Source organism: Mycolicibacterium sp. TUM20985 (assembly GCF_030295745.1).
Taxonomy (GTDB): domain Bacteria; phylum Actinomycetota; class Actinomycetes; order Mycobacteriales; family Mycobacteriaceae; genus Mycobacterium.
On the sequence record NZ_AP027291.1, the window covers coordinates 4110393 to 4136611 of the forward strand.

A 26219-nucleotide genomic window follows, 5' to 3' on the forward strand; every position below is an offset into this window, starting at 1 on the left:
AGGTTCGGCCGACCACCGGATCCAACCACGCCGAATGGTGACTCGGCGGCAAAGTTGCTTCCCTCGAGGCCTGTCCGCGCGTTGATTGCCAACAGCCGACCCGTCCGATAACCTGGACACATGTCCAGCACCGTGGTGACTCACGTCACCAGGTTGCGGGATCCCCACGGCAGGCGAACCCTCGCCTGCCGCCGAATCTTCGGTGCGGCCGCAGCGATGCTGGACGATTCCGCACAACCCGACGTCTCCGTACCGGCCTTGGCCGCGCGCGCCAGGATCGCCCCTGCTGCCCTGCGCGCGCACTTCCCCTCGATGGACGTGTTGTACGCCGAGCTGTACCTGCACCGCATCGCCCAGCTCCCGCTCGTCATCGACCAGGAGGCCAGCATTCAGGCCCGCGTCAGCGAACAGCTGTGTGCGATCACGCTTGTGGTCGCCGACGAACCGCGGCTGGCGGTCGCCTGCACGCACGCGCTACTGCGCACCGACGATCCGGCAGTCACCCACGCCCAATCGCTCATCGCCGCGGAGGTCCGCCGGCGGCTGTCTGCGGCACTGGGCACCGGCGCATGGCCCGAAGTCCTGGCCACCTTGGAGACGGTGTTCTGGGGCGCCCTGCTCCAAGTTCAATCGAGCGCCTTCAGCTACCGCACCATGGCCGATCGACTCGACGTAATGCTCTCGTTGATCCTGCCCGAGGGATGAGCATCAGCCCCTCGCAGCACGCGGTGACGTGTCCCCTGTGCGAAGCGATGTGTGGGCTGACGGTGGTGGTGTCCGACGATGTGGTGCAGTCAGTTCGGGGCGATCGCGACGACGTCTGGTCGCGGGGTCACTCGTGCCCGAAGGGCGTGTCGCTGGGCAGCATTCACCATGATCCGAACCGGCTGACACGTCCGCTGGTGAAGCGACCGAACGGCGAGCACGAGGCGGTGTCCTGGGATGACGCCCTCGCCGAATCGGAGCGAGTCCTGCGGCCGGTGCTCGACAGGTATGGCGCCGGGGCGCTGACGGTGTACCTGGGCAATCCGGTCGCCCACAACGTCGGACTCAGCCTGTTCGTCGGCGCCCTCATCGGCTTCGGCCAGGCCGCCGGGATGCAGGCGTACTACACGCCGGGCACTGTCGACCAGTGGCCGCTGAACGTCGTCAGCGCCCTACTGTTCGGGGGCATGTGGAACGGGCCGGTTCCCGACCTGGAACACACCGATCACCTGATCATCCTCGGCGCCAATCCCTCTGCCTCCCAAGGCTCGATGTTGTCGACGCCCGACATCATGGGAATGCTCGGGGCGATCACCCGGCGAGGCAAGGTCGTCGTCGTCGACCCACGACGGACACGAACCGCCGAACGAGCCACCGAGTGGGTGCCGATCCGCCCGGGGACCGACGCCCTCCTCCTGTTCGCCATCCTGAACACCCTGGCCGCCAACGGCTGGGTCCGGCACCCCGAACACCTCCGCGACCGGGTCACCGGTCTGGACCAGGTGATCGCGCTCGCTGCGCCGTTCACGCCGGAGCGGGTGGCAGGGGCCACGGGCATCGACGCCGAGAACATCGAACGCCTGGCCCGCGACCTCGCGCACGCCGACAATCCCGTGCTGTACAGCAGGATTGGCACGTGTACCCAGGAATTCGGCACCCTGGCCACCTGGCTGGTCTTCGTCGTCAACGCCGCGATCGGTGCGCTGGACCGCTCGGGTGGTGCGGTGTTCCCGCGCCCCTCGGCATGGTCACAGATGTTCATGAAGCCTCCCGATCAACCCGCCGACGGCTGGCAGTTCGGGCGCTTCCACAGCCGCGTGCGCCATGCGCCGGAGGTTTTCGGGCAGTTCCCGATCAGCTGCCTGGCCGAGGAGATCGACACCCCGGGCGACGGTCAGATTCGTGCGCTGGTCACGGTCGCGGGCAACCCGGTGATCTCGGCGCCGGGCAGTCGGAGGCTGGCCTCCGCACTGGGGACCCTCGACGCGATGATCTCCATCGACAGTTGGCTCAACGAGACGACCCGCCACGCCGACGTCATCCTGCCGGGACTCTCACCCCTGGAGCGACCGCACTCCGACGACTTGTACTGGGCGTATTCCCTTGCGGCGTGCCTGAAGTGGTCCGAGCCCGTGTTCGCACCCGCACCCGACCGGCCCGCCGAGTGGGAGTTGCTCCTCAAGTTGGCGGGGTCGCTGTTCGGGACGCCGGTACCGGAAGTCGACGTCGCGGCCATCGACGACCTGTATGTCGGCGGCATGCTCGCGACCGTGTGCGCGCAGCCGAGGACCCCGCTGACCGGTCGTGATCCCGTGCAGGCGTTCGCGGCGCTCACCGGCAGCGGACCGGCGCGATTGGTCGACCTAGGCATCCGGCTGGGCCCGTGGGGCGATGGCCTCGGTGAGCGGCCCGACGGGCTCACCCTCGCAGCAGTTCGCGAGCAGCCCAGCGGGATACGACTGGAAGAGGTGGCAGGCGGCCGGATCGACGAGGTCGTCACCACGCCGTCCGGCAAGGTCGAACTCCTTCACCCGTACCTCGCCGCCGACGTCGACCGGTTGGCGGCCCGCATCGACCGCGAGACAACGGAGTTCGTGCTGACCAGTCGGCGCCATCTGCGGTCGAACAATTCGTGGCTGCACAACGTCCCGGGGTTGATGCGGGGCAAGGAACGCTGCACGCTGTTGATCAACCCGGTGGACGCGACGCGAATCGGCGTCAGCGCAGGTGAACTCGCCGACATCACCACGTCCGAAGGCACGCTGTCGGTGACGGCGGAGGTCAGCGACGAGGTGATGCCCGGCGTGGTCTGCCTGCCGCACGGGTGGGGCCACGGCGTCACGGGCACGCGACTCGACACCGCCAACGCCCATCCCGGAGTGAACTCCAACCTCCTCAATCCGCCGGGGTTGATCGACGTTCCGAGCAATACCCAGGTCGTGAACGGTGTGCCGTGTTCGGTTCGAGTGAGTGTTCAGTGAAGGGAGGCGACGGCCATGGGTCTACGGGGTGAGGCGGCGATCGTCGGATACACCGAGTTGCCCTCGACGAAGCGTCCGACCGGACCGCTGGAGTTCAACCTGGAGCAGTGGGCCCGGCTGGCCGCGTCGACGCTCGCCGATGCCGGCCTCGACGCCGCCGACGTCGACGGCATCTGCACCGGACATCTGCAGGAGTCACAGATCTTCGTCCCGTCGACGATCATCGAATACCTGGGCATCCGAGCCAATTTCGCCGAGCTCGTCGATCTCGGCGGGGCAAGCTCGGCCGCGATGGTATGGCGCGCCGCCGCGGCGATCGAGCTCGGTATCTGCAATGCCGTGCTGTGCGTGGTGCCCGCGACCCCGCTGACACCCGTCTCGGAGGCCAAACCCGTCGACTTCGGCGACATGCTGTACTTCGGCGCCTCGAGCAACCGTTACGGCTCACCGCAGGCCGAGTTCGAGATTCCGTATGGCAACCTCGGCCAGAACGGACCGTATGGCCAGGTCGCCACGCTCTACGCGGCGACCTACGGTTACGACGCGAGGGCGATGGCCAAGATCAGCGTCGATCAGCGGGTGAACGCCAATCACACCCCGGGAGCCATCTTCTCGGACAAGCCGTTGACCGTCGACGACGTTCTGGCCAGCCCGATCATCGCATCGCCGTTGCACATGCTGGAGATCGTGATGCCGGTCATGGGTGGGGCGGCCGTGTTGGTCACCAACGCCGACCTGGCTCGGCGAAGTCGCAACCGACCCGTCTGGGTCAAGGGATTCGGCGAGCGGGTGCCCTATAAGACGCCGACCTACGCCGAGGAGCTGTTGCAGACGCCGATGATAAAGGCTGCCGAATCTGCCTTCGGCATGGCGCATTTGGGCCCGTCGGACATGGACATGGTCTCGATCTACGACTGCTACACGATCACCGCGTTACTCAGCCTGGAGGATGCGGGCTTCTGCGAGAAGGGCAAGGGCCTGCAGTTCGTCACGGACCACGACCTGACGTTCCGCGGCGACTTCCCGATGAACACCGCGGGCGGGCAGCTCGGCTACGGACAGGCCGGGACCGCGGGCGGCATGCACCACGTCTGTGATGCCACCCGGCAGATCATGGGCCGCGCCGGCGAGGCGCAGGTGACCGACTGCCACCGGGCCTTCGTCTCCGGGAACGGCGGCATCCTCTCCGAGCAGACCACACTCGTCCTGGAGGGCGACTAGACCATGAGCGCCATGTCCAGGCCGATTCCGATCCCGACGCCGACTACGCAGCCGTTCTGGGATGCGTTGAGTGAGCACAAGATTCGCATCCAGTACTCGCCGTCTACGAATCAGTACGTGTTCTACCCACGCATCCTCGCCCCCGGCACACTGGCCGACGACCTGGAATGGCGCGAGATCGGCGGTGGGGGTTCGCTGTACACGTTCACGGTCAGCCATCGTGCGGTATCGCCCCACTTCGCCGACGACGTGCCGCAGATCCTCGCGGTGGTGCAATGGGACGAGGGACCGCGGTTCTCCACCGAGATCGTCAACGCCGAACCCGGCGTCATCCGAGTGGGCATGCGGGTGCGACCCGTGTTCACCGACTATCCCGACGCGGGAATCACCATGCTGCGCTACGAACCGTCCAACAGTCCGTAACGGCCCGCGAGCCTGACCTGAGCGCGTCAGGCCTTGGCGAGATGCTTCTGCGCGTAGAGCCGCGCCCATTCCTTGCGGGGGCGGATCGAGACGTCGACGTCGGCCCCCTTGGCGCGCAGCGCTGCAACGGTCGCCTGGTCCTTCGGCGTCCGGGCGAACGGGTCCCACCCGAAGAACCTGCACGAGTTCTGCCACGTGATCTTGTCGATGTCCGCGTCATCGGCGCCAGCACCCTCGAGTTCGGCGAGCACCTGCTCGGGAGCGTCGGGCCAGAAGCAGTCCGAATGGGGGTAGTCGCACTCCCAGGCGATGATGTCGATGCCGATCTCGTGGCGAAGCCTCAGCGAGGTCTTGTCGGTCACGTAGCACGCCAGCGAGTGCTCACGGAAGACGTCGCTGGGCAGTTGAGAGCCGAAGTCGCGACGCAGCCACTTCTGGTTGGTGTAGTGCCGGTCGCTGCGGTCCAAATAGAAGGGGATCCAACCGATTCCGCCTTCAGAGAACGCAAACTTCAAATCTGGGTAATTCCGCATTGCCGGGCCCCACAGCAGGTCCTGGGCGCACATCGCCGACACCTGGGTGGCCAGGATGATGAGGTTGTCGATCGGCGCATTCGGCGCCATGCTGATCGCTCCGAAACCGGTGCCGATGTGCAGGCACATCACGACGTTCTCCTCCGAGAGCGTCCTGAATACCGGCCCCCAGTAGTCGTCATCGTGGTAGCTCGGCAAGCCCTCCAGATGCGGGAGCTCCGGCATCGTCACCGCGCGGCAGCCCTTGGCCGCCACCCGCCGGATCTCGGCGCACATCGCGTCCGGGTTCCATGTCGGCAACACGGCGATCGGGATGAAGCGATCCGGATAGGAGCCGGCCCACTCGTCGATGTGCCAGTCGTTGTAGGCCGACACCATCACCAGGGTGACGTCTTCGCGGTGCTGGTTGAGGTGTCGCGCCGAGAAGCCGGTGAACGTCGGAAAGCACATCGACGCGAGGATTCCGTTGCGGTTCATGTCGCGCACCCGCTCGTGCACGTCGTACACGCCTGGGCGCATCTCGGCGAAGCCGGCGGGGTCGCGGCCCCATTCCTCTGGGGGCCACGACACCACCGCATTCAGGCCGCTGACGCCCTGTGGCCTGCCCTGATACATCCACTGGTCGACACCCTTGTCGTCGGTGACGACGATCGGTGCCTCCGACCTGTACTTGGCGGGCACGTGGTTGAGGAACATGTCCGGTGGTTCCACGACGTGGTCGTCGATGCTCACCAGAATCAAGTCGTCGATCTTCATGATTCAACTAGTACCCTGGGATTCCGTGACCGTCTCTGCGCTTTCGGACAAGGGTTTAGCCGTAGCGGCCAACATCGGCAGGCCCGTCATCGAGTTGCGCCGGGGCGGCCGCGCATTGGCCGGGAGCTATCTGTACGAGGGTGACGGGCTCATCACCGGCTGGCACTCGCACGAGGTGCACCAGATCGAGTATGCGATGCACGGCGTCGTCGAAGTGGAGACCGATTCGGCGCACTATCTGCTCCCACCCCAACAGGCAGCGTGGATTCCCCTAGGTCTCGAGCACCAGGCCGTGATGAACCCCGACGTCAAGACCGTCGCGGTGATGTTCGATCCCGCTCTGATCACCGACGACGCGGGTCGAGCCCGCATCATCGCGGTGTCACCGCTCATCCGCGAGATGATGATCTACGCGCTGCGCTGGCCGATCGACCGCGTCAGGGGCGACGACATGTCCGACGGGTTCTTCCGCACACTGGCCAATCTGGTAGCCGAGGCGCTGGATCACGAAGCGCCCCTGAGTCTTCCGACCTCAGCCCATCCGATCGTCGCCGCCGCACTCGCCTACACGAAGGAGCATCTGGATTCGGCGACGGCCGACGACGTCAGCCGCGCCGTGTCGGTGTCCGAGCGCACTCTCCGGCGACTCTTTCAAGACTCCCTCGGATTGTCTTGGCGCACATACGTTTTGCACGCCAGGATGATGCGCGCGATGGCGCTACTCGCGGCACCGGGCCAGTCCGTGCAGGCGACGTCGTCGGCGGTCGGCTTCGAGAACCTGAGCTCGTTCACACGGTGCTTCACGCAGTTCTGCGGCGAGACACCCAGCGCCTACCGCAAGAGGGTCGTCGGCGTCCGGGTGTGACGGCTCTCAATCGCCGTCGACGGCTCCGTCGTCGTTTCGAAACAATCCCCCACGGAGCAGCTGATCCGTCGCGGCCCGCCAGCGATGAAGCTCGGTCGGCGTCGTCAAGGGTTGCGGCAAGTGGCGGTCGACATGCGCACGCAGGCTGACGGCACCGAGACCGAGCACCAGCCCATTGATGGCCGCCCACGTCAGATCCGCGTCGGGCCGGATCTCCCCGCGCTCGGCGCGAAAGTTCCACCGCTTCAAACCGACCTCCATCAGGGCGTCGAAGAGTTTCGCACCCAACGCGCTCCCGTCCACCATTGCGCGGCCGACGTAGCCCGCGACATCGGGATGCTCGGTGAAGATGCGGGTCACCCTGTCTCCGACCTCGGCGACTGAGTCCGCGGGCAAATCCGGCATCGGCTGCCCAAGCTCCGTGACCACCAGCGCGAGGACGTAGTCGTCGACGACCTTGACGAGGCCCGCCTTGTTCGCGAAGTGGTGCTGCACCAACCCCAGGGACACCCCGGCCGCCAAAGCGACACCACGCATCGTCGTCGCCGCCGTGCCGTGCGCGGCGAAGCTGGTCAACGCGGCTTGACGGATCCGGTCGGCGGTCGACAGCGCATTCGCGCGAACTCGCGGGGGTTCCGATGCCAACGTCATGCCAGACGTCCGCCGAAGTACTGCACTGGCCGAGATTAGCAATACGCCTGTACCCTTCAATGACAATACAGCTGTATTGGAACCGCTGTAGGTACGGGAAGAAGCGGGAAGAGGACGGAGGGCCATCCCCATGTACGACGAGAGACAACCCAGCACCGCGTATCAGCGGCGTCAGCACGGCGCCACGATGGGATCGCTGGCCATCGACGCACCCACGGGATTTGCCTGCACGGAGGATCCCGACCGGTGGACCACGACGCCCGATGAGGGCGCGAAGGCGTTGTGCCGAGCCTGTCCGCAGCGGTGGTCGTGCGCCCGGGAGGCCTGCGCGACGCCAGGCGCCGAGGGAGTGTGGGCCGGCGTCCTGATACCCGAGGTGGGACGCGGTCGACGCTTCGCCCTCAAACAACTGCGCAACATGGCCGAACGCAACGGGTCCCCCGTCCGGAGGTGATCCCCGCCGTCACGACGGCTTGGCTATCCTGGCGGCGCCATGACATCCGCCCGCATCGACCTGATCCACGAGCTGGTGTCCTCGGCGGCGTCCGTGGCGCCGGACAGCGCCGCCCTCCTCACCACCGATGGGGCTCGCGTCACGTTCCGTGAGTTCGACGAGCAAATCGATTCCGTCGCAGCCTGGGTGGACCAGCGAACGCGGCGCGGGGACCGTGTGGCCGTCATCGCCGACAACGGCGCGTCCTACGCCCGGCTGTACTACGGCGTCCCCCGCTCCGCGCGCATCCTCGTGCTGATCAACCAGCGCTTGAGCCCCGGTGAGCAGCTCGCTCAATTGGCGTCGGCGGAGCCCACGGTGCTGCTGGGTGACCAGCGCTACCTCGCGGCACTGCCCGACGCCAGGCAGCACGTCCCGTCGCTCGAACACGTGGTGACTTTCGGCGATCCGCAATGGCATGTGGCCGAACAGGATTCGGGGCACTTCGTGGGATCGGTCGACCCCGACGAGCCCGCCTGGCTGCTGTTCACCAGCGGCTCGACCGGGACACCAAAGGGCGTTCTGCACACCCATCGCTCGATCACCACCGCGGTCCGCGGCACCGTAGCCGGTCGGTCGGTGCGCACGGGCGGCGTGTACCTGCTGCCCTTTCCGATGTGTCACGTCGCCGGGTACAACATGCTGGTCCACCACTCGGCGCGCTCGGCCGTGCTGCTCGTCGCCACGTTCCGGCCCGACGCGTTCGCCGCGGCGGTGAACGAGCACCGCGTGACGTCATGCTCCCTGGCACCGACGATGCTGCACGCGTTGCTCGCCCACCTCGAGGAGACGGAGACCGAACTGCCGTCGTTGCGCGACATCGCCTACGGCTCGGCCGCCATTCCCGCTGATCTCCTCCGACGTGCACTCACGCGGCTCGGCGCCGACTTCCATCAGGGCTACGGAATGACCGAAACCGGCGGCAACGTCAGCTTTCTCGGGCCGACGGAGCATCGCGCCGGGGCGAGTGGGGACACGTCGATCCTCGGCAGCGCCGGCCGACCCCACGACGAGGTCGAGATCCGCATCGTCGCAGACGCCGAAGCCCGCAGTGGCCAGGAGGTGGGCGAGATCCTGATCCGCGGCGCGCAGGTCGCCACCGCGTACTGGCCCGGCCATCGCCCGACCACCGTCGACGGCTGGCTGCACACCGGTGACGTCGGGCGCATCGACGACGCAGGCCGGCTCGTCGTGGTCGACAGGCTGAAGGACGTCATCATCACCGGCGGTGAGAACGTGTCCTCCCGTGAGGTCGAGGACGTGCTGTCGAGCCATCCGGCGGTGGACCAGGTCGCCGTGGTCGGCGTTCCCGACGAGTACTGGGGCGAGGCGATCTGCGCCGTCGTCGTCGCGACACCCGGCTTCGTCCCCTCTGTGGACGCGCTGGAGAACCATGTCCGCTCTCGCATAGCCGGTTTCAAACGACCACGCCACGTTCTGTTCGTCGATGCGCTACCCGCGACCAGCAACGGCAAGATCGCCAAGGAGGCCGTGCGGCAGTACGTTCGCGCTCACGTGCCGAGCGCGACGGGGAACACCTCGTAAGTCCCGCTGAAGCCCTTGAACTCGACGACTTCCGCATCCGTGACGGCGAGGCCCTCGGCATGTGCGATCGCGTCGCGTACGACGTCACTGACCAGGATCTCGCCACCATCGGCATGCCCGGCGATCCGAGCCGCCATCGCGACGTTCAAACCGAACAGGTCATCGCCGCGACGTACCGAAGAACCCATGTGAATTCCCATGCGCACCTTGATGTTCTGCCAGCGATCCGCATTCTCGACGAGTTCATGCTGCACGTCGACACAGCAGCGCAGGGCACCCTCGGGTTTGGCGAAGGCGAGCATGAAACCATCGCCCTGATTCTTCACGACGTGCCCGTCGTATGCCCCGACGCACGTTCGGACCAACTGCTCGTGACGTTGAAGCAGCTTCACCCACTCACGATCCCCGAGTGCCCCGTTGAGTTCCGTGGACCCCTCGATGTCGGAGAACACCACCACGACGTTTCCGTCGGCAGCCATCCGCGCCAGGTCGGGGCGCTCTACGTTGGCCCAGCCCGCCAGGTCCTCGATCGAGTTCCTCACGGTGGCACCGATACCCCTGGTGCGCAACATCTCCGCCGTCCGCCAGGTCTTCCTGATCGCAAATGGCGCCAGCCCACGACGCCTGCGACGCGTGCGCGGCTGATCGCGGCGCGCTCGTCGTAGGCCCTGGCGTGCGTTCGCGAGCTTCCTGGACGTGACGACGAGCAGGACGGCCAGCGTGATGACGACTACGACCGAGACGCCCAGCAGGATCGACAGAACGAGTTGCGTCACCGCGCGATGGTAGCGGCAGCCGTCGGTTGGCCAGCTACCGCCAGACGGCGCGGCTTCCCGGTCGACGAGCACCAGCGGTGATACTGGCACCGATGACTGCAATCGTGGATGAGACAAGCCCGTGCTGATCGGTCTGGCAGCAGCGCTCGTCGCGTGTTTCGGCTACGGCACGGCGTCGGTTCTGCAGGCCTATGGCGCGCGAAGCGCAGCGGCCGCGGACCACGCCCGTGACGGGTCCGTCACCGCGACCGGTGCACCCTCGTTGGGAGCCACCATCCGCGCCGCGTTGACCCCGGCCTTCCTCGCCGGCATGGCCCTGGACGCGCTCGGTTTCCTGGGCAGCGTCGTGTCGGCTCGGTTGATACCGCTCTTCCTGTCGCAGACGATCATGAGTGCCAACCTCGTCGTGACGGCCGTGCTCGGAGTCATCGTCCTCGGAGTGCGTCTGGGTGTGCGCGATTGGGTGGCCATCACCGTGGTCGTCGTGTCCCTCTGCGTGCTGGGGTTCACGGCCGGCCACATCGGTACGGACAGCTCGCCACCGACCGTGCACTGGGGCGTGCTGGTGTTCTCGGTCATCGCCCTGCTCGCCGGGATCGGCTTGATTCGCGTCCTGGGTGGGCGCGCCGCCGTCGCTGCCGGACTGGTGGCGGGAATCCTGTTCGGCGCCATGGCGATTGCTGTGCGCATCGTGGACGGAGTCGACCCACTACGTCCCGTCGTCCTCGTGTCGGATCCGGCCGCGTGGGCGGTGGTGATCGCCGGCGTCGGCGGCTTCTACTTGTTCACCGTGGCCTTGCAGATCGGGTCCGTCACCGGGGCCTCCGCAGCCCTCGTCGTCGGAGAGACCGTCGTGCCGGGTATCGCCGGCGTCGTACTGCTCGGTGACACCGCGGCCGCCGGGCTGGGATGGCTGGTGGCAGTCGGGTTCGTCGGCGCGGTGTCCGGAGCGGTAGCGGTGGCGCTGTTCGGCGCTGCGGAGAACGCGCCCGACGGCACCGGCGCGCGCGCCCGTAATTCACCGAATTGACGTTTTCGTAGAAAGGGGCTGGGTACTCCGAACCAAGGACAAGGAGGTTCTGACAATGCCCACCTGGGGATGGATTCTCATTGCAGCGATCGTCGTACTCGCTGCGGTAGCCGTGGTCGTCGCTGGTTCGCGAGGCAAGCGACGACGAAGTGAGGGGCTCAAGCAAAGATTTGGGCCCGAGTACGAGCGTACGGTCGCCGAATCGGGCGACCCGATCGCTGCGGAGAAGGAACTCGCCGCGCGGGAGCAGCGGCGCGAAGAGCTCGACATCGTGCCGCTGACCGCAGAGTCGCTCGGCCACTACGTCAAGTCGTGGCGAACCGTCCAAACGGCATTCGTCGATGATCCGACAAGTGCTGTCGGAGAGGCGGATCGGCTCGTCACACGGGTGATGTCGGAGCGCGGCTATCCGGTCGACGACTTCGACCGGCGCGCCGCGGACCTCTCCGTCGACCACCCGACGGTGGTCGAGAACTATCGAGCCGCGCATGGCATCTATCTGGCAGGTGCCACGGACACGGAGGCACAGCGCCAGGCGTTCGTCCACTACCGGGCGCTGTTCGACAAGCTGCTGGAAACCCACGAGGACACCGACAAGTCGCAGGAGGCACACGCATGACCACGCAACCGCAGTACCCCCAGGACAATGGCTCGACCGAGCAACGCGAGCAGTACGTGACCGAGGGAAGCGACCAGTACCCGACGGACCCGCAGCGCGACCAGTACACGACAGACCCCCAACGACCTGACGCGTACCCGACGGACCCGCAACGCGACCAGTACACGGGAGACCCGCAGCGACCTGACGCGTCGGCCGATCCCCTTGCGGCGCCAACGCAAGCCGTACAACCGGACGCCGGCCGTGCGCCCACCCCCGGGAGCGACGCGTACGCCTCGGCTCCAGACGAGCACGACCGTGTCGTGGACCCGTCCACGATGTCCGCGCAGCGTTCCGAGATTGAGCACACCCCTGCCGACCACGCCGGGAACGCGCATTCCGCGGCGGGCGGATCATCGGAGGAATCCCTGTTCGCCTCCGCTGACCTCACGGGCCTGCGCTCGCGGTGGGATGACGTCCAGGCGGGTTTCGTCGATGACCCCCGCCAGTGCGTGCAGACCGCCGACGGGCTGGTGTCCGACGTCGTGCAGCAGCTCACCGACGGCTTCACGGAGGCCCGCTCCAGGCTGGAGCAGCAGTGGGCGCGCGGTGAGGACGTATCCACCGAAGATCTTCGATTGGCGCTGAAGCGCTACCGAGAATTCTTCGATCGGCTGCTCGCGGTCTGACCCTTACCTAGACCGAGGCCACGGTCGTCGACTGGAGACGAGTCGGCGACCGTGGCCTTCGTTTGATTACTGAATCATCGGAGACGGCGTCTCCGCGTGAGACTCTGGTCCCGGTCGACTTCCCATGGTTGATCGTCTGAGCCGATTTCTCGTAGGTGAATCTTCTTCATTTCGATTCGCCGTCGCCCCAGGCCTTGGATCGGTAAACGAGGTAACCAGGATTAAGGCGAGTCTTTGCCGATCGCCGCGAGAAGCTTCCCCTCAGCCGTACCGGAATGTGCGGAAGCGGCGGACCGCGTTTTAGTGCGCGGCTTCGAACGCTTCGAAAACCTCGGCCTTGATACGTCCGCGGTCGGAAACGTCGTGACCGTTGGCGCGTGCCCATTCGCGAACGGCGGTCAGTTGCTCCTTCGACGCCTTTCCGTTGCTACTCACCTTGGTTCGAGTGGCGCGTGCCGCTTTGACCTTCATCGCCGCGTCCACGTATGGCTTGATCGCCTTTTCGAGCTTCGCGACATTGGCCGGGGAAAGGTCGATTTGGTAAGACGATCCCCGCAGCGAGAACTCGACCCGCTCACCAGCACCATCGGATATGTCGGAACCGTCGATATCATCGATCAGTTGACGAAGAATGCGTTCAGCCACGTCGAGCTCCCTTTGCGAAACCAATTATTGTCTACACCGTACCAAAGGTATTGACCCGCCTCTGACAGCGACTATCGCGCTGCGGTAACCGGCGGGAGTTTTATCGAGAAACCTGCGCTCCCCGATGGCAGATCCTCCCGGCGCATTCTTTTCGCTACTGCCCCGCGATCATCGTCAACGTCGGGTGCCCGAGGAATGAGGGCGAGGTGCTCACCGATACGTAATGCTTCTTTTCTCCCGTCGGCGTGGTCGCCTGGCCGCCAGCCCTCCGAAGCCGATGTGTCAGGCTCGACGCATGATCGTTGCGTTCAGCCTGACTCCCTCCACCGGTGACGAGACCGGCGGCGTCCACGAGGCCGTGGCCGAGGCCATCCGCATCGTCCGCGCGTCTGGACTGCCCAACGAGACGAACGCGATGTTCACCAACGTCGAGGGTGAGTGGGACGAGGTGATGGCCGTGGTGAAGCAAGCGGTGGAGGCCGTCGCCGCGGTCTCACCGCGCGTGGGGTTGGTCCTCAAGGCCGACATCCGGCCGGGGTACACCGGTCAACTCAGCGCCAAGGTGCAGCGCGTGGAAGAAGCGCTCGAATACTAGGGGCGGAGGCGCCGAAGGTCAGGCCGCACACGGCCGCGAGAATCGTGAGATCGCCCCAAGGACCGAGGTCCATGTGCGCTCCTTCGCTGACTTTTGGCCGTCATCGGCTACAGAAAACGTTATCTCAACTAACGGGTTGAGCCGGTGGGGGTCGAAGGCATTCCCAGCCAGTTCCAGGGCGCGGGCCTACCGGCGGATGAACGTGGACTGCACCTACGCGTAGGCAGACCCCGATGGCACGGCACGCTGTTCTGCAATTCGCCTGTGTAGCAGAGCAACCCAAGCGCGGAGGCCATCCACGGGTCCAGTCGTCGCGGGTTCGACCACTATGGCTGGCCCGCTTCGTGACTCCAGCAGGTCGATGATGCGTCGACACCTGGCTGCCTCGATCATCACCTCGGCCGGCGGTGCGCTTGCAAGTCGGTCTTCGGGCCACCGGCTGTAGAACTTCGCCGACTGATCGAGGAGAACGATCAGCTCCGGTGCGGACCGCTTCGTCAGGCGACTCGCCACACGTGCCGCCAGGCCACCGACCGCAAGTACGGCAAGGAGCGAGGCGAGCGTCACGAACCATTCGCCGACACCGCCGACACCTGAGGGCGATACGTCTCTACCCGCGTTGAGGCGCGCAACGATCGCACTCAGGAACTGCCCGATCAGTACCGGCCGCTGCATGATCAGAGTGTAGAGACGTTCCGGTCGGCTCGGGTGTGATTCTCACTGCCCATCACCGGTTCGTGCGACCCAGGTCGACGGGCAGCTGGATTCCGGTGACGTGCCGCGCTTCGTCGGACGCGAGCCACGCGACGGCCGCAGCGATGTCGTCGACGGTCGTGGTCTGATCGGGCAGCGCACCCATGTAGAGGACACCGAGCTCGGGCGCGTGTTGCTCGACCTGTGGAAACAGTTCGGGCACCTGCAAATCGGTCGAGACACCGTGCGGGATGACGGTATTCACGCGAATGCGATACGCCGCAAGCTCGTTGGCGAGTGTCTTGGCCAGTCCGACGACGCCGTGCTTGGCGGCGACGTAGCTGGCCAGCATCGGCAGTCCGCGCACGCCGGCCACCGAGCCGATGAAGACGATCGAACCACCGGTGCCCTGTTCCAGCATGAGGGGCACGGCAGCCTTGATCGTGTGGAATGCTCCGGTCAGGTTGACGTCGATGCTCTCCTGCCAGTGTTCGGCGTCGATCTCCCACGTCCGGGCAGCCGTGGTGATACCGGCATTCGCGATCACCACGTCGAGCCCGCCGAGCTCCGAAACACCCTCCTGCAGAGCAGAAGACAACGCATCGAAGTCCCGTGTGTCGACCTGTCGGGCGACGATTCGGCGACCCAGTTTCTCGACCAACGCCACGGTCTCGTCGAGATCGGCAGGGGTGGCACCCAGGTACTGCGTCGTCGGAAGCTGGCGGCAGATGTCCACCGCGATGATGTCAGCGCCCTCCGCCGCCAACCGCACCGCCTCGGCGCGGCCCTGCCCGCGGGCCGCGCCGGTGACGAAGGCGACCCGTCCTTCGAAGCGTCGCGCGACCGGCCCTTCCGGGGCCGGTCGTTGAGGTACTTCGTCACCCTTGGCGATCGACTCCACCACACACTCCTTCGTCGTACGGTCGCGTGGCGACCGCTAGCTGATCTAACTAAAGGGGAGGTTACACGACTCTCGGTGCCGCCTGCGACGCCATCCTGGGTGTTCGAACGGGAACCGCCCGCCGCGGTGATCGGGGCGAAATATCCTCTCGCCGTGTGGATTCCAATTCCTCCCGTGACTTCAGCCCCTGACAGACACCGTGCCGCTCCTCTAGTGGACGGCGACCTGCATCACATAAGTCGCATTTATGATGCGAATTAAACTACGGTAAGTCCATGCACATCACCCGGTTCGCCGACCTCGGACTGCGGGCCGTGATGCGACTGGCCGCCACCACCGATGAGCGACCGTCGAGCAAGGAGATCGCCGCGCAGCTCTCGGTCTCCTACCTGCACATGACCAAGGTGATCACGCGGCTGGCCGAACTGGGTGTCGTCGATGCCCGGCGAGGTCGGGGCGGCGGACTGACCATCACCGAACTCGGGCGTACCGCTCGGGTCGGATGGCTGGTGCGCCGCCTCGAGAAGGACAATGGCCGTGAAGAGGTCATCGAATGCGAGGGAACGAACCCGTGCCCACTGCGCTTCGGATGCCGACTGAGGGGTGCGCTCCGCGTCGCGCAGGATGCGTTCTACGCATCCCTGGATGAGCTAACGATCGACGACCTCATCCAAACCCCCACCAAGAACGTCCTGCTTGCCCTCCCGGGGCTCCATGGCAGCGATCCACGATCCACCGCACAGATGGGAAATTGACATGTTGTCGACACAGTCCAAGGAGATCGTCGCGGCCACCCTTCCGGCCGTCGGCGCGGCGATCGGCGAGATCGCTCCGCTGTTCTACCGCAGGATGTTCGCCGCACACCCAGAACTCGAACGCGACTTGTTCAACCGCGGGAATCAGAAACAAGGTGAGCAGCAGAAGGCACTCGCCGGCGCCATCGCCGCGTTCGCGGTCCTACAGCTGGATCCCGACCCCGCACGGACCGAGCAGTTGTTGGCGCGGATCGCGCACAAGCATGCCTCGCTCGGTATCACTCCCGAGCAGTACCGCACCGTCCACACGTACCTCTTCATGGCCATCGTCGAGGTTCTCGGCGATGCCGTCACCCCGGAGGTCGCAGCTGCCTGGGACGAGCTGTACTGGCTCATGGCAGATTCCCTGATCTCGATGGAAACCGGGCTGTATGCCGATGCCGGCGTCGCGGCGGGTGACGTGTGGCGCAAGGTCATCGTCAGTGAACGTCGCAACGAGACCGCCGACTCGGTGTCGTTCACGGTGGCCTCGACCGACGGCTCCGAACTACCTGGTTTCGTTCCAGGGCAATATGTTTCCGTCGGGGTGCATCTTCCCGACGGCGCACGGCAGATTCGGCAGTACAGCCTTTGCTCGGCACCGTCCGCGGGCAACTGGCGGATCACCGTCAAGCGCATCAACGAGCAGATTCTGCCCGATGGATCCGTCGCGCCCACCGGCGAGGTGTCGAACTTTCTGTACGACAACGTGTTCGAAGGTGACATCCTCGATGTCACGACCCCCTTCGGAGACGTCGTGCTACCAAACGACGAGGCGCCACTGCTGCTGATCTCAGCGGGTATCGGCTGTACACCCGTCATCGGGATCCTGCACCACCTCGCTGAGACCGGCGACGATCGGCCGGTCTCGGTTCTACATGCCGACCGCTCCCCCAGCGCCCATGCCCATCGCACCCAGCTGAGCGAGTTGGTCTCGGCACTCCCGTCAGCCGCCATGCACCGGTGGTACGAGGACATGGGATCGCGCCAGCCCACCGCTGGCATCCGATCCGGTCGAGTGGACCTAGATCACGTGGACATCGCGCCGGGCACGCAGGCGTACGTTTGCGGACCGCTGCCGTTCATGGGCGCCATTCGCACGGCCCTGTTGGCGAAGGGTGTGCCAGAGAACCGCATTCACTTCGAGATCTTCGGCCCCGACACGTGGCATCCGGCGGCGGCCTGATTCCGCTCGCCGCCCGATCACGAGTGATCTACGGTGCGGACAACTTCGCGACGGTGAGCAAGATCGCCGAAGCCTCGATGGCTTCGAGCGAGTGCCGCGAATCGGGCACTGCGATCAGGTCGCCGGCCGAGCCTTCCCACGAGTCTTGGCCGGCGATCAGTCGCACCCGTCCACGAAGAACCTGGACGGTTGCCTCTCCTGGATTCTCGTGTTCCTCGAGTGTCTGGCCGGCCTCCAATGCGATCAGAGTCTGACGCAGAACGTGTTCGCTGCCTCCGTAGACGGTATGCGCAGCGCGTCCGCTGGAGGCACGTCCCGCAGCGGCGAGTTGTTCGCGGGCCAGCGCCGTGAGTGAAGTCTTCTGCACATGCGCTCCTCTTTGGACGATGACGGCGAGCGCGCCCGAGTCGCGCGGGCCGTTTTCGTCGACGACCCTCACCGTAGTCGCCCGCCACGTTCCACGTCGCCGATCGGCAGCGAAGGGTCGTCGACCACCTCCCCACTGATGTGATGACGTCGCATCAACGCTCATGGGGGGCCCCAATCATGTTGCCGCCAAGATAGTCCCGGTAGACCAAGTCCAGAGCCCTCGGTTCGCGGCCAGAACGACCACCTGGGCGCGTTCGACCCGGGCCGACGGGTAGATTCGTCGCGATGAACCGCTCCGGCGACGACAAGGCCGATGCCAGCACCATAACGGGCATCTCGGAGACCGCGCTGCTGACGCTGAACGGCAGGGCGAGCCAGGCCCGCCACCCGCATGCGATCATCGACGACCCGATGGCCATCCAACTCGTTGACGCGATCGACTTCGACTTCGACAAGTTCGGCCGCAAGGGCCAAGAGATGGCGTTGCGATCACTGGCCTTCGACCGCGCCGCCGTCCAATACCTGTCAGAACACCCCACCGCCACGATCGTTGCGCTCGCCGAGGGCTTGCAGACCAGCTTCTGGCGACTCAACAGCGTGCTGCCGAGAGCCGAATTCTCCTGGCTCACAATCGACTTCGATCCCATCATCGAGTTGCGGCGAAGCCTGTTACCTCCCTCACCCCGGATCACCTACCTCGCCCAATCCGCGCTCGACTACGCGTGGATGGACGAGGTGGACACGACCGACGGCGTGTTCATTACCGCGGAGGGCCTGCTGATGTACCTGCAGCCCGATGAGGCGATGGGCCTCATCGCGTCGTGTGCCAGCCGATTTCCGGGCGCCCAGATGATCTTCGACCTGCCACCGGTCCTGGTGAAGAAGTTCGCTCCGAAGGGCATGCGCGCCTCCCGGCGGTACCGGGTTCCGCCGATGCCGTTCAGTTTGTCGGCCGCCCAGCTGGCCCACTTGGTCGACACCGTGCCTGGCATCCGTGCGGTGCATGACTTGCCGATGCCGCGGGGCCGGGGCCTGATGTTCAACAAGATCTTTCCGGCGTTCTGGGAGCTGAAACTGACCAAGCAGTACCGCGGTGCGTACACGCTGCTGGAATTTGGCTGACTCCGTAGCCGAGCTCGCCGACATCGTTGCGTTCCCTCACGCGTCTGAAGCTTCGGTGACACGGATTGGCAAGAGCGACCCGGTCGGCGATCTCGCTCACGCCCGTGAGTTCATGGACACACCCGTGGGCCTGCACAGTCCTGGCTTGCAGGGGGTCCTCAACGTCCTGCGTGGTGAACCACTGACCGACAGGCACGTCCTCGTCGAAGTCGCTACCCACCAACGGTGGAAGTGGGCGCAGCTGAGCGGGATCCGGGGCCAACCGGTCACCATCCTCGACACCGTCTTCACCGACCTGGCCATTGCGGAGCGGGAAGTGTTCGCCTTGCGGTGGACAGCGCACGTCGGCCAGGACCTCGTGCTCGACGACTACCTGATCACGCCGACCAGCGGAAACGACCGGCCGTTGTTCCTCGGTGTAGGCCTTCGGGATCGCGACATGGCGCCCAGGTCGACGCTGACGCTGTACGACCAATTGATCGCCAACTACCAGGACGTGAAATTGCACGTGTACCCCAACGAGGACCACACCGGGACCGTACTAGCCTCGATGGCCCATTCAACGCCGTTTTCTCCGACAGGTGTTCGACACCCACTAGCACCGCGGAAATCCGTTGTTGGCCAATTGCTCAACGGCCTCCGCCGGTCAGGGTGTCGAGCAGTTCGGGCAGGGCGACGGTGGCGATCCCAATCGCGGCGTCGCTGATTCCGTACGGGATCACCAGGGTATCGCCATGTACGAGCGCGCCACAGGAATAGACGACGTTGGGGACATAGCCGTCGCGTTCTGATTCCGTGGGACTCAACAGCGGCCGCCGTAGACGACCCAACATCTGAGTCGGATCGTCGAGGTCGAGCAGAATCGCCCCGATGCTATAGGTCCGCATCGGGCCCACGCCGTGGGTGAGGACCACCCAGCCAGCGTCGGTTTCGATGGGAGATCCGCAGTTCCCCAGTTGCAACGCCTCCCACGCTTCGACCGGCTGCTGGCACGGACGTACGTCGGTCCATACGCTCAGATCGTCGGAGTACGCGACGGTGTTCGACTCCCGGTCTGACCGCGACATGGCGGCGAAGCGCCCGTGGATGCGGCGCGGGAACAAGGCCAGACCCTTGTTGGCCGCAGCGCGGCCGACCAGCGGGACCGAGGTGAACTGCTGAAAGTCCTTCGTTGCCAAAAGTTGTTGACTGATCACCGATCCGCTGTACGCCGTGTACGTCGCGTAGAACGTCACCGAGCCATCGTCGTCGCGAAATCGGACGAAGCGGGCGTCCTCCATCCCGGCGCTCTCGGCGTCGGTTGCCGGCCACAGCACCCGTTCACCCAGCGGAATCTCGGGAGGGAAGCCGATCGAGTATGTTCGGTCTGCGATGCCGCGGATGATCGCGATCGTCTCCGCGCCATGGCCACGGGTCCGAAGGCTCGTTTCGAGCCGGCCGAGCCGACCGTCTAGCTGCTCACGGGTGAAGTGGCTATCGAGTGAATCGAAGACGAAATCGGCGGCCTCACCGGCTTCGTCCAATCGCGCGAGTTCACTGCGGAAGACAGCCGCGCTCAGCATCGTGGCATCGGTTGCGCCCACGGACGCGAATGCAGTCATGTCGTCCATCGAGACGGTGCTGCCAGCGTCGACCGTGCCGGTGCGAAACCCGATCGAAGACAGGTGTCCTTCGCCGATGCCGCGCACGCTCATCACGAATCGCACACTGCCGGAATCTATTCCAGACTGATCGGGGTGCGCGACCATGCTCGGGTTGCACAGCGCCGCACCTTCGATCGCATATTCACTGGTGAACGCGGCACCCAGCAGCAGAGAACGCGACTCGGTGAGTTCATCGGCGGGATTCAACCGGTCGGACAGTTCGCGGGCATGTCGGCGAAACGTGGCCGCGAGGTCGGGGTGACGATCGCCGAAGCGAGCCACGACGTCTTTCAGCGACGAAGTGACGTCTTGGTCGTCGAGAGCCAGGATACGTCTGAGCACCGCGCCGGCGCGCGTCTCTTGATGCTCGAAGCCCTCCTGGCCAGGAATGAATAGGCGGATGACGACCCGTGACGGGTCGGCCAAAAGGCGTATGGGCGTTCGCGTGGCCAGTCCCGACTGCACCGACGTCATCGCGATACCATCGAAAACCGTTGCGCCTGTTGGATGGTCGAGAGAAGCGCGAGGGTGGACTCCGCACCCTGGTTCTGGTTCACCCCGTCGGCGTGCAGGCCGTCGAACCCACCGCCGGTCAGCGGATTCCACATCGCCAGGCCGAGGTCGTTGTCGCCCTCGAACCACGCCATCGCGGCCAACACCGTGGTGGGCCAGATGTCACGCGGGTCGACTTCCGCAGCACGTGCGCAGGCATCGGCGAGGGTGGACACCTCGATGGGCTGCTGGTCGTAGCCGGGCCGCGTATCCCCGAGAGCCCTGCCAGCGGCGGGACTCGGTGATAGATGGCCACCGACCGTGTGATCCTCGATCAGCCACTCCAACATTCGTAGACCTCGTCGGAGCAGCGCGGGATGTCCCAGCGCGCGGCCCGTGACGATCCGGGCTTCGGCCAGTACCGCGTTGGCGTATCGGAGCCGCTGCTCCGGCCACGGCCAGTCGAGGTCGACTCCCCCGTCGATGACGGTTCCTGCGTAGTCGGCGAGCAGTCGGCGTGCCGACTGGTTGTCAGGCAGGACGGTGAGGACCTCGGCGGCACCCACCGCGGCAAAGGCCATCGCCCTGGGCCAGGGCGACCGCTGCTGGGCGGCGCGTTCGAACTGCGCTACGGCGGAGTCGCGAATTCCGCTCTGCTCACTGCGGGCCGCCGCGGTACCCAGGCCCCAGATGCTGCGCCCCCAACAATCTTCGACGGACGCCTCGTCAGTCCATCCGCCCGCGGCGTCCATTCGATTGCGATAGGCACCGTCGGTGACCTGCGCCTCGTCCAGGAACTGCAGCGCCAACCGGACGAGCCACTGCACGCCGGGCGCCGGTTCGCGTTCCCGGCTTGCGACGATGAGCACCCTGGCCATGTCGTCGGTGCAGTAGCCGTGCTCGGGCCGTGGGTCTGCGAAGCACGCGTGCTCGAATGTGCCGCGGCCATCGGTCATTGCCAGGAGGTGGTCGAACCGGGGAACGGGCGTGCGGGTCACACGAGAGCCGACTGCGCGGATAGCAGTGTGCGCGCGAGTCTCAGATAGGCCCCGGCCACGATCGGCCACGCCATTGCCGGGGCGAGCCGGGCTGCTTCGGCAGCCATCGCGGCCGCCGCGTCGGGTTGCGTCAGGACCCTGTGCAAAGCCTCGACCAGTGCATCGGAATCGTCGTGATCGACGACGACACCCGCGCCGCTGCCCAGGAGTTCGACGGCGTGCGGAAAGGCCGTGGCCACCACCGGGCGGCCCGTCGCGATCGCATCCACCAGAACGCCCGAGGTCACCTGATCGGTGGAGTCGTACGGGAGCACCACGACCGCGGAGGACTGTGCGAGTCGCGTCAGCGAGGCGACGTCGCGGTAGTCGGCATCGAAGGCGACCGAACCTTCCACGCCCCGCCGGCGTGCCTGATCGATGCGGGCCGCGCGATAGGACTCACCCTCTGCGGCAAGGACTTTGGGATGGGTCCGGCCCGCGACGAGGTAACGCGGCCTGGCGGGCAGATCGTGCAGCGACACCATGGCGTCGATGACGCGCTCGATACCCTTCCCCGGGCCCAACAGGCCCCAGGTGAGAAGTGTCGGCCTGCCCTGGCGCACCGGCGGTGCGAGCCGAGGTGGCACGAAGGCGCCGTGGGAGATCGTCGTCACCTTTTGCGGGTCGACGTCGAAGTTCAGGCACAGGCGTCGGCTGGCCGCATCCGACATCACCACGATGCGATCCGCCATCGTCGCGACGGCCTCAAGCACGGAACGCTGATGCGGTGTGGGGTCTTTGAGGACGGTATGGGCGACGACGATCGAGGGGACTCGCAGCCCGGCGATGACGTCGACGACGTCGTCTCCGTCAGCACCCCCGTAGATGCCGTACTCGTGTTGCACGATCGCCACGTCGCTGCGATTCAACAGCTCCGAGGCTGCCGCCACCGACGACGGTGAGCCGTTGACCAGTTCTCCGATGACTCTCGGGCTGCTCGACGATGACTGATCGGCCACCCGGACCACGCCCACCTCGGAACCGGTCTGGGACAACCCGTCGGCCAGCGCCACGCTGAAGGTGGCCAATCCGCACCGGGTCGGTGGAAAGGTACTGAGAATGCCGAAACTCGGAGATGCGGGGGTAGGGCCGCGGTCGGAGGCGGTGGAGCAACTAAACGATGTCGGTGCGATCAACGCGGGATTCCCAACGGGAGAGGGTCATGGACGTGGACGGCACGAGCAGACGCTCGGCGAGGTCACAGCGAAAGCCGTCCTCATCCCGGACTGGCTGGATTCCCAACTAAACGAACTTTACACGGCTCGCGGCCAAGCGGCCGCTCGAGCGAACGAGTCAAGCCTCGGGCGCACTGACGGCGATCGTATAGATCCGCGCGTCCCACCCGGCCAACTGCAGGGACGCCGCCCCCCGTCTGACCAGCGTCTCGAGGTTGCCGAGCAGCAGTTCTGCGTCGACCCATTCCGGGCCGAGGTCGACGGATCTGGGGTCGCGCCCACAGTTGGCGATGACGAGGAGCTTTCGATCTGGTGTGGTTCGGGTGTAAGCCCAGAGCTGCGGATCATCCGCGAACATCGGCGTGTAGTCACCGTCGGCCAGTATCGGCAACGCGTGGCGAAGACGAATCAGGGCTCGGTAATGCGCGAACACCGAATCCGCCGCCTGCGTTTGCGTGAGGGCGTTCACGTAGGTGTAGTTCGGGTTGACCGATAGCCATGGATCACCTGTCGTGAATCCCGCGTTCGGTCCGTCATCCCATTGCATGGGAGTGCGCGCGTTATCGCGGCTCATCGTGGCCAGGCCGGCGAGCGCGGACGTCTCGTCGCCGCCCACTTCGAGCACCCTGTTGAAGTAGTTGACTGCCTCGAGGTCCTCGTGGTCCTCGAGAGTCCTAAATGGGTAGTTCGTCATTCCGAGCTCTTCGCCCTGATAGACGAACGGCGTACCGCGCATGCCGTGAAGGATCGTCGCGAGCGCCTTCGCCGAGGCCACCCGGTAACCCGGATCGTCGTCGCCGAACCGAGATACCACGCGAGGCTGGTCGTGGTTGTTCCAATACAGGCTGTTCCACCCGACTTCGGCCAGCGCCGCCTGCCACCGATCCAATCCCCGCTTCAAGAGGACCAGGTCCAGACCGCGGTAATCGAACTTGTTCGTCGGGCTCTGATCGACGGACATGTGCTCGAACTGGAAGACCATGTTCAGCTCGCCCCGGCGGGGGTCGGTATAAGAACGCGCCTCTTCGGTTGTGACGCCTGGCATTTCGCCGATGGTGAGGAACTCGCCGTCCCGGCCACCGAAGACCTCGCGAGTCATCTCGGCGAGGTAGTCGTGGACGGGCGGTTGGTCGACGAAGCCGTCGAAGGCGATGACGAAACGGCGCCCCGGGATGGCCGGCGCATCAGGCAGCCCAGGGGCCTTCGAGATGAAGTTGCTGACGTCCAGCCGGAAGCCGTCCACCCCCCGCACGAGCCACCAAGCCATGATGTCGTGCAAGGCCTTTCGTACGTGCGGATTGTCCCAGTTCAGGTCCGGTTGCTTGCGGTCGAACAGATGCAGGTAGTACTGGCCGGTGGCCGGATCCCACTCCCACGCCGATCCGGAGAAGAACGAGCCCCAGTTGTTGGGTTCGGCATCGTGGCGGGCATCTCGCCAGATGTACCAATCTCGCTTCGGGTTGACGCGAGAGGCGCGCGACTCGACGAACCACGGGTGTTCATCGGAGGTGTGGTTGATGACGAGATCCATCACGAGCTTCATCCCGCGTTCGTGGATCTCGTCGAGCAGCAGGTCGAAGTCCGCCAGCGTGCCAAACAGCGGGTCGATGTCGCAGTAGTCGCTGACGTCGTAGCCGTTGTCGACCTGCGGCGAACGGTAGATCGGCGACAACCAGATGACATCGACGCCAAGCCGCTGCAGATAGTCGAGTCGCCCGGTGATGCCGGCGAGATCACCGACGCCGTCACCGTCGGAGTCGGCGAAACTGCGTGGGTAGATCTGATAGACGACGGCCGACTTCCACCACACCGCGTGACGTCGCGCCATCATCTGCGTTGGTCGAGGACGTCACGGTAGACGTTCGCGTACTCGTCGACCATGGTGTCGACGGAGAACCGCTCGGCAGCGCATGTGGCGATCCCGTGCCGGTCGAGCTGACTCGCGGAAGCGACTGCGGCGACGGCTGATTCGAGGTCGCCGACCAGATAGCCCGTGACGCCGTCCTCGATGAGTTCTCCCATGGACCCTCGGTCATACGCGATGACCGGTGTGCCGCAGGCCATGGCCTCCACCACGCTGTAGCCGAACGGCTCGTCGAAGTCGATCAGGTGCAGCAGTGCGTGCGCTCCTCCGAGTACCTCGGGGCGTGTCGAGGCATCGACCGGACCGAGGTAGCGCACCCACACATCGTCGATGTGTGGCGCCACCTCGGTGCGAAAATAGTTCTCGTCCTGAATGATTCCCGCGATGTCGAGTCGGCGACCGCATCGGCGGGCGACCTCGATCGCGTGCGCAGTGCCCTTGTCGGGGTGGATCCGTCCGAAGAACAGCAGATGCTCACCGGGGCTCGGGTGGACCGCGAACGTGGTGAGGTCGATGCCGTGGTGAATGGTGGCGGCGTAGCTCAGCTTTGGGTGCCGGTCGGCGTCGCTGATCGACACGTACGCCGTGGTGCTGTCGTAACGCTCGTACACCGGAAGGATGCGACTCGACGAGAACCCGTGGATCGTGGTGACCACCGGAGTCGAGACGAGATCACTGTAGGTGAGCGGTAGGAAGTCGAATCCGTTGTGAATGACGTCGAATTCGTCGGCACGCTCGAACACCGAGGAGATGTGCAGACACTCCGCCACCTTGGCGTCGATCGTGACATCCTCAGACCAGCCGCAGGGCGCGGTGGCGTGCAGGCTGGCAGTGGTGATCGAGTCCGCAGTGGCGAACAAGGTCACGTGATGCCCTGCGGCCACCAGTCCCTCGGTGAGCAACGAGGCGAACTGTTCCCACGGGCCATAATTACGAGGCGGCGTTCGCCACGCAATCGGCGCCAGCACGGCGACGCGGATCGGACCGGTGGCTACGTCTCGATGGGGAATGTGGATTCGCCAAGCCTACGCGGGTTCGACCGCTACCTCGCGGGCCCGGCCGGTTGAATCGATCGCGTCGATTGGTCATACGTCGGACTCAAGGACGAGGGTGCCGACACCCTGGCCGTTCTCGCCGACGTCGTCGGGTTCGGCATG

At 65.6% G+C, this 26219-nt stretch carries 25 protein-coding genes and 1 pseudogene; 15 read left to right on the plus strand and 11 right to left on the minus strand.

All coding sequences use genetic code 11. The features are described from left to right. Window positions 1–120 precede the first annotated feature (120 nt). From QUE68_RS20185 to QUE68_RS20200, 4 genes are read left to right on the plus strand one after another with little or no spacing between them, the layout of a single operon-like run. A complete protein-coding gene (locus QUE68_RS20185; RefSeq protein WP_284235472.1) occupies window positions 121–705 on the plus strand; it encodes a TetR family transcriptional regulator in 585 nt (194 codons plus the stop codon). Then, window positions 702–2966 (plus strand): molybdopterin-dependent oxidoreductase, encoded by a 2265-nt coding sequence (locus tag QUE68_RS20190; protein ID WP_284235471.1) that lies wholly within the window; start codon window positions 702–704, stop codon window positions 2964–2966. The genes QUE68_RS20185 and QUE68_RS20190 overlap by 4 nt, the downstream gene beginning before the upstream one ends. A 15-nt stretch (window positions 2967–2981) precedes the next feature. Further along, window positions 2982–4187 (plus strand): thiolase family protein, encoded by a 1206-nt coding sequence (locus QUE68_RS20195; RefSeq protein WP_284235470.1) that lies wholly within the window; start codon window positions 2982–2984, stop codon window positions 4185–4187. Between the two features lie 3 nt (window positions 4188–4190). Beyond that, on the plus strand, window positions 4191–4610 hold the full coding sequence (locus QUE68_RS20200; RefSeq protein ID WP_284235469.1) for a Zn-ribbon domain-containing OB-fold protein: 420 nt from the start codon (window positions 4191–4193) through the stop codon (window positions 4608–4610). A 26-nt stretch (window positions 4611–4636) separates the two neighbouring features. Here QUE68_RS20200 and QUE68_RS20205 read toward each other — a convergent pair whose 3' ends face one another. After that, complete coding sequence (locus tag QUE68_RS20205; RefSeq protein ID WP_284235468.1) at window positions 4637–5899, minus strand: amidohydrolase family protein; 1263 nt, start codon at window positions 5897–5899, stop codon at window positions 4637–4639. A 25-nt stretch (window positions 5900–5924) separates the two neighbouring features. Between QUE68_RS20205 and QUE68_RS20210 the strand changes: the two genes are divergently transcribed. Continuing rightward, window positions 5925–6764, plus strand: a complete 840-nt coding sequence (locus QUE68_RS20210) for an AraC family transcriptional regulator (protein WP_284235467.1) — start codon at window positions 5925–5927, stop codon at window positions 6762–6764. A gap of 6 nt (window positions 6765–6770) precedes the next feature. On the opposite strand, the gene QUE68_RS20215 is transcribed toward QUE68_RS20210, so the two are convergent. After that, window positions 6771–7415 (minus strand): TetR/AcrR family transcriptional regulator, encoded by a 645-nt coding sequence (locus tag QUE68_RS20215; RefSeq protein WP_284235466.1) that lies wholly within the window; start codon window positions 7413–7415, stop codon window positions 6771–6773. Between the two features lie 187 nt (window positions 7416–7602). Here QUE68_RS20215 and QUE68_RS20220 point away from each other — a divergent pair, with 187 nt between their 5' ends. Then, on the plus strand, window positions 7603–7869 hold the full coding sequence (locus QUE68_RS20220; protein ID WP_284236170.1) for a WhiB family transcriptional regulator: 267 nt from the start codon (window positions 7603–7605) through the stop codon (window positions 7867–7869). Window positions 7870–7908: 39 nt separating this feature from the next. Then, window positions 7909–9453: an AMP-binding protein gene (locus tag QUE68_RS20225; protein ID WP_284235465.1), complete on the plus strand. Its 1545-nt coding sequence runs from the start codon at window positions 7909–7911 to the stop codon at window positions 9451–9453. Here QUE68_RS20225 and QUE68_RS20230 read toward each other — a convergent pair. Next, window positions 9420–10229: an adenylate/guanylate cyclase domain-containing protein gene (locus QUE68_RS20230; RefSeq protein ID WP_284235464.1), complete on the minus strand. Its 810-nt coding sequence runs from the start codon at window positions 10227–10229 to the stop codon at window positions 9420–9422. The genes QUE68_RS20225 and QUE68_RS20230 overlap by 34 nt on opposite strands. 121 nt (window positions 10230–10350) lie before the next feature. Between QUE68_RS20230 and QUE68_RS20235 the strand changes: the two genes are divergently transcribed. From QUE68_RS20235 to QUE68_RS29530, 3 genes are read left to right on the plus strand one after another with little or no spacing between them, the layout of a single operon-like run. Next, the gene (locus tag QUE68_RS20235; RefSeq protein ID WP_284235463.1) at window positions 10351–11259 is read left to right on the plus strand and encodes a hypothetical protein; all 909 of its coding nucleotides are present in this window, start codon (window positions 10351–10353) and stop codon (window positions 11257–11259) included. A 55-nt stretch (window positions 11260–11314) separates the two neighbouring features. Further along, window positions 11315–11878: a hypothetical protein gene (locus QUE68_RS20240; protein WP_284235462.1), complete on the plus strand. Its 564-nt coding sequence runs from the start codon at window positions 11315–11317 to the stop codon at window positions 11876–11878. After that, window positions 11875–12546 carry a hypothetical protein gene (locus QUE68_RS29530; protein WP_349816909.1) on the plus strand — a complete coding sequence of 224 codons (672 nt, stop codon included), beginning with the start codon at window positions 11875–11877 and terminating at the stop codon, window positions 12544–12546. Before QUE68_RS20240 ends, QUE68_RS29530 begins: the two co-directional genes overlap by 4 nt. 300 nt (window positions 12547–12846) lie before the next feature. On the opposite strand, the gene QUE68_RS20250 is transcribed toward QUE68_RS29530, so the two are convergent. Then, window positions 12847–13191, minus strand: a complete 345-nt coding sequence (locus QUE68_RS20250; RefSeq protein WP_284227991.1) for a histone-like nucleoid-structuring protein Lsr2 — start codon at window positions 13189–13191, stop codon at window positions 12847–12849. A gap of 295 nt (window positions 13192–13486) precedes the next feature. Between QUE68_RS20250 and QUE68_RS20255 the strand changes: the two genes are divergently transcribed. Beyond that, window positions 13487–13786 (plus strand): thiamine-binding protein, encoded by a 300-nt coding sequence (locus QUE68_RS20255; protein ID WP_284235461.1) that lies wholly within the window; start codon window positions 13487–13489, stop codon window positions 13784–13786. Window positions 13787–14513: 727 nt separating this feature from the next. Here QUE68_RS20255 and QUE68_RS20260 read toward each other — a convergent pair. Further along, window positions 14514–15371, minus strand: coding sequence for a mycofactocin-coupled SDR family oxidoreductase (locus tag QUE68_RS20260; protein ID WP_284236168.1), 858 nt, complete (start codon window positions 15369–15371; stop codon window positions 14514–14516). Window positions 15372–15655: 284 nt separating this feature from the next. Between QUE68_RS20260 and QUE68_RS20265 the strand changes: the two genes are divergently transcribed. Both QUE68_RS20265 and QUE68_RS20270 read left to right on the plus strand, forming a co-directional pair. Continuing rightward, window positions 15656–16135, plus strand: a complete 480-nt coding sequence (locus tag QUE68_RS20265; RefSeq protein WP_284235460.1) for an RrF2 family transcriptional regulator — start codon at window positions 15656–15658, stop codon at window positions 16133–16135. Window position 16136: 1 nt separating this feature from the next. Then, window positions 16137–17360 carry a globin domain-containing protein gene (locus QUE68_RS20270; RefSeq protein ID WP_284235459.1) on the plus strand — a complete coding sequence of 408 codons (1224 nt, stop codon included), beginning with the start codon at window positions 16137–16139 and terminating at the stop codon, window positions 17358–17360. A gap of 28 nt (window positions 17361–17388) precedes the next feature. On the opposite strand, the gene QUE68_RS20275 is transcribed toward QUE68_RS20270, so the two are convergent. Then, a complete protein-coding gene (locus QUE68_RS20275) occupies window positions 17389–17727 on the minus strand; it encodes a cupin domain-containing protein (RefSeq protein WP_284235458.1) in 339 nt (112 codons plus the stop codon). A gap of 287 nt (window positions 17728–18014) precedes the next feature. Between QUE68_RS20275 and QUE68_RS20280 the strand changes: the two genes are divergently transcribed. Both QUE68_RS20280 and QUE68_RS20285 read left to right on the plus strand, forming a co-directional pair. Beyond that, entirely contained in the window at window positions 18015–18851 is an 837-nt protein-coding gene (locus tag QUE68_RS20280; RefSeq protein WP_284235456.1) for a class I SAM-dependent methyltransferase, read from the plus strand. Between the two features lie 361 nt (window positions 18852–19212). Further along, window positions 19213–19422, plus strand: a pseudogene (locus tag QUE68_RS20285) (prolyl oligopeptidase family serine peptidase); the annotation flags it as partial. 58 nt (window positions 19423–19480) lie between these two features. On the opposite strand, the gene QUE68_RS20290 reads toward QUE68_RS20285, so the two are convergent. From QUE68_RS20290 to QUE68_RS20310, 5 genes are all read right to left on the minus strand, one after another. Further along, complete coding sequence (locus tag QUE68_RS20290) at window positions 19481–20968, minus strand: glycoside hydrolase family 130 protein (protein WP_284235454.1); 1488 nt, start codon at window positions 20966–20968, stop codon at window positions 19481–19483. Next, complete coding sequence (locus tag QUE68_RS20295; protein ID WP_455013502.1) at window positions 20965–21942, minus strand: glycosyltransferase; 978 nt, start codon at window positions 21940–21942, stop codon at window positions 20965–20967. Before QUE68_RS20295 ends, QUE68_RS20290 begins: the two co-directional genes overlap by 4 nt. Before the next feature lie 38 nt (window positions 21943–21980). Then, window positions 21981–23084: a glycosyltransferase gene (locus QUE68_RS20300; RefSeq protein ID WP_284236167.1), complete on the minus strand. Its 1104-nt coding sequence runs from the start codon at window positions 23082–23084 to the stop codon at window positions 21981–21983. A gap of 232 nt (window positions 23085–23316) precedes the next feature. Continuing rightward, entirely contained in the window at window positions 23317–25026 is a 1710-nt protein-coding gene (locus tag QUE68_RS20305; protein ID WP_284235450.1) for an alpha-glucosidase, read from the minus strand. Beyond that, complete coding sequence (locus QUE68_RS20310) at window positions 25026–25964, minus strand: glycosyltransferase family 4 protein (RefSeq protein WP_284235448.1); 939 nt, start codon at window positions 25962–25964, stop codon at window positions 25026–25028. The genes QUE68_RS20305 and QUE68_RS20310 overlap by 1 nt, the downstream gene beginning before the upstream one ends. Between the last annotated feature and the right edge of the window lie 255 nt (window positions 25965–26219).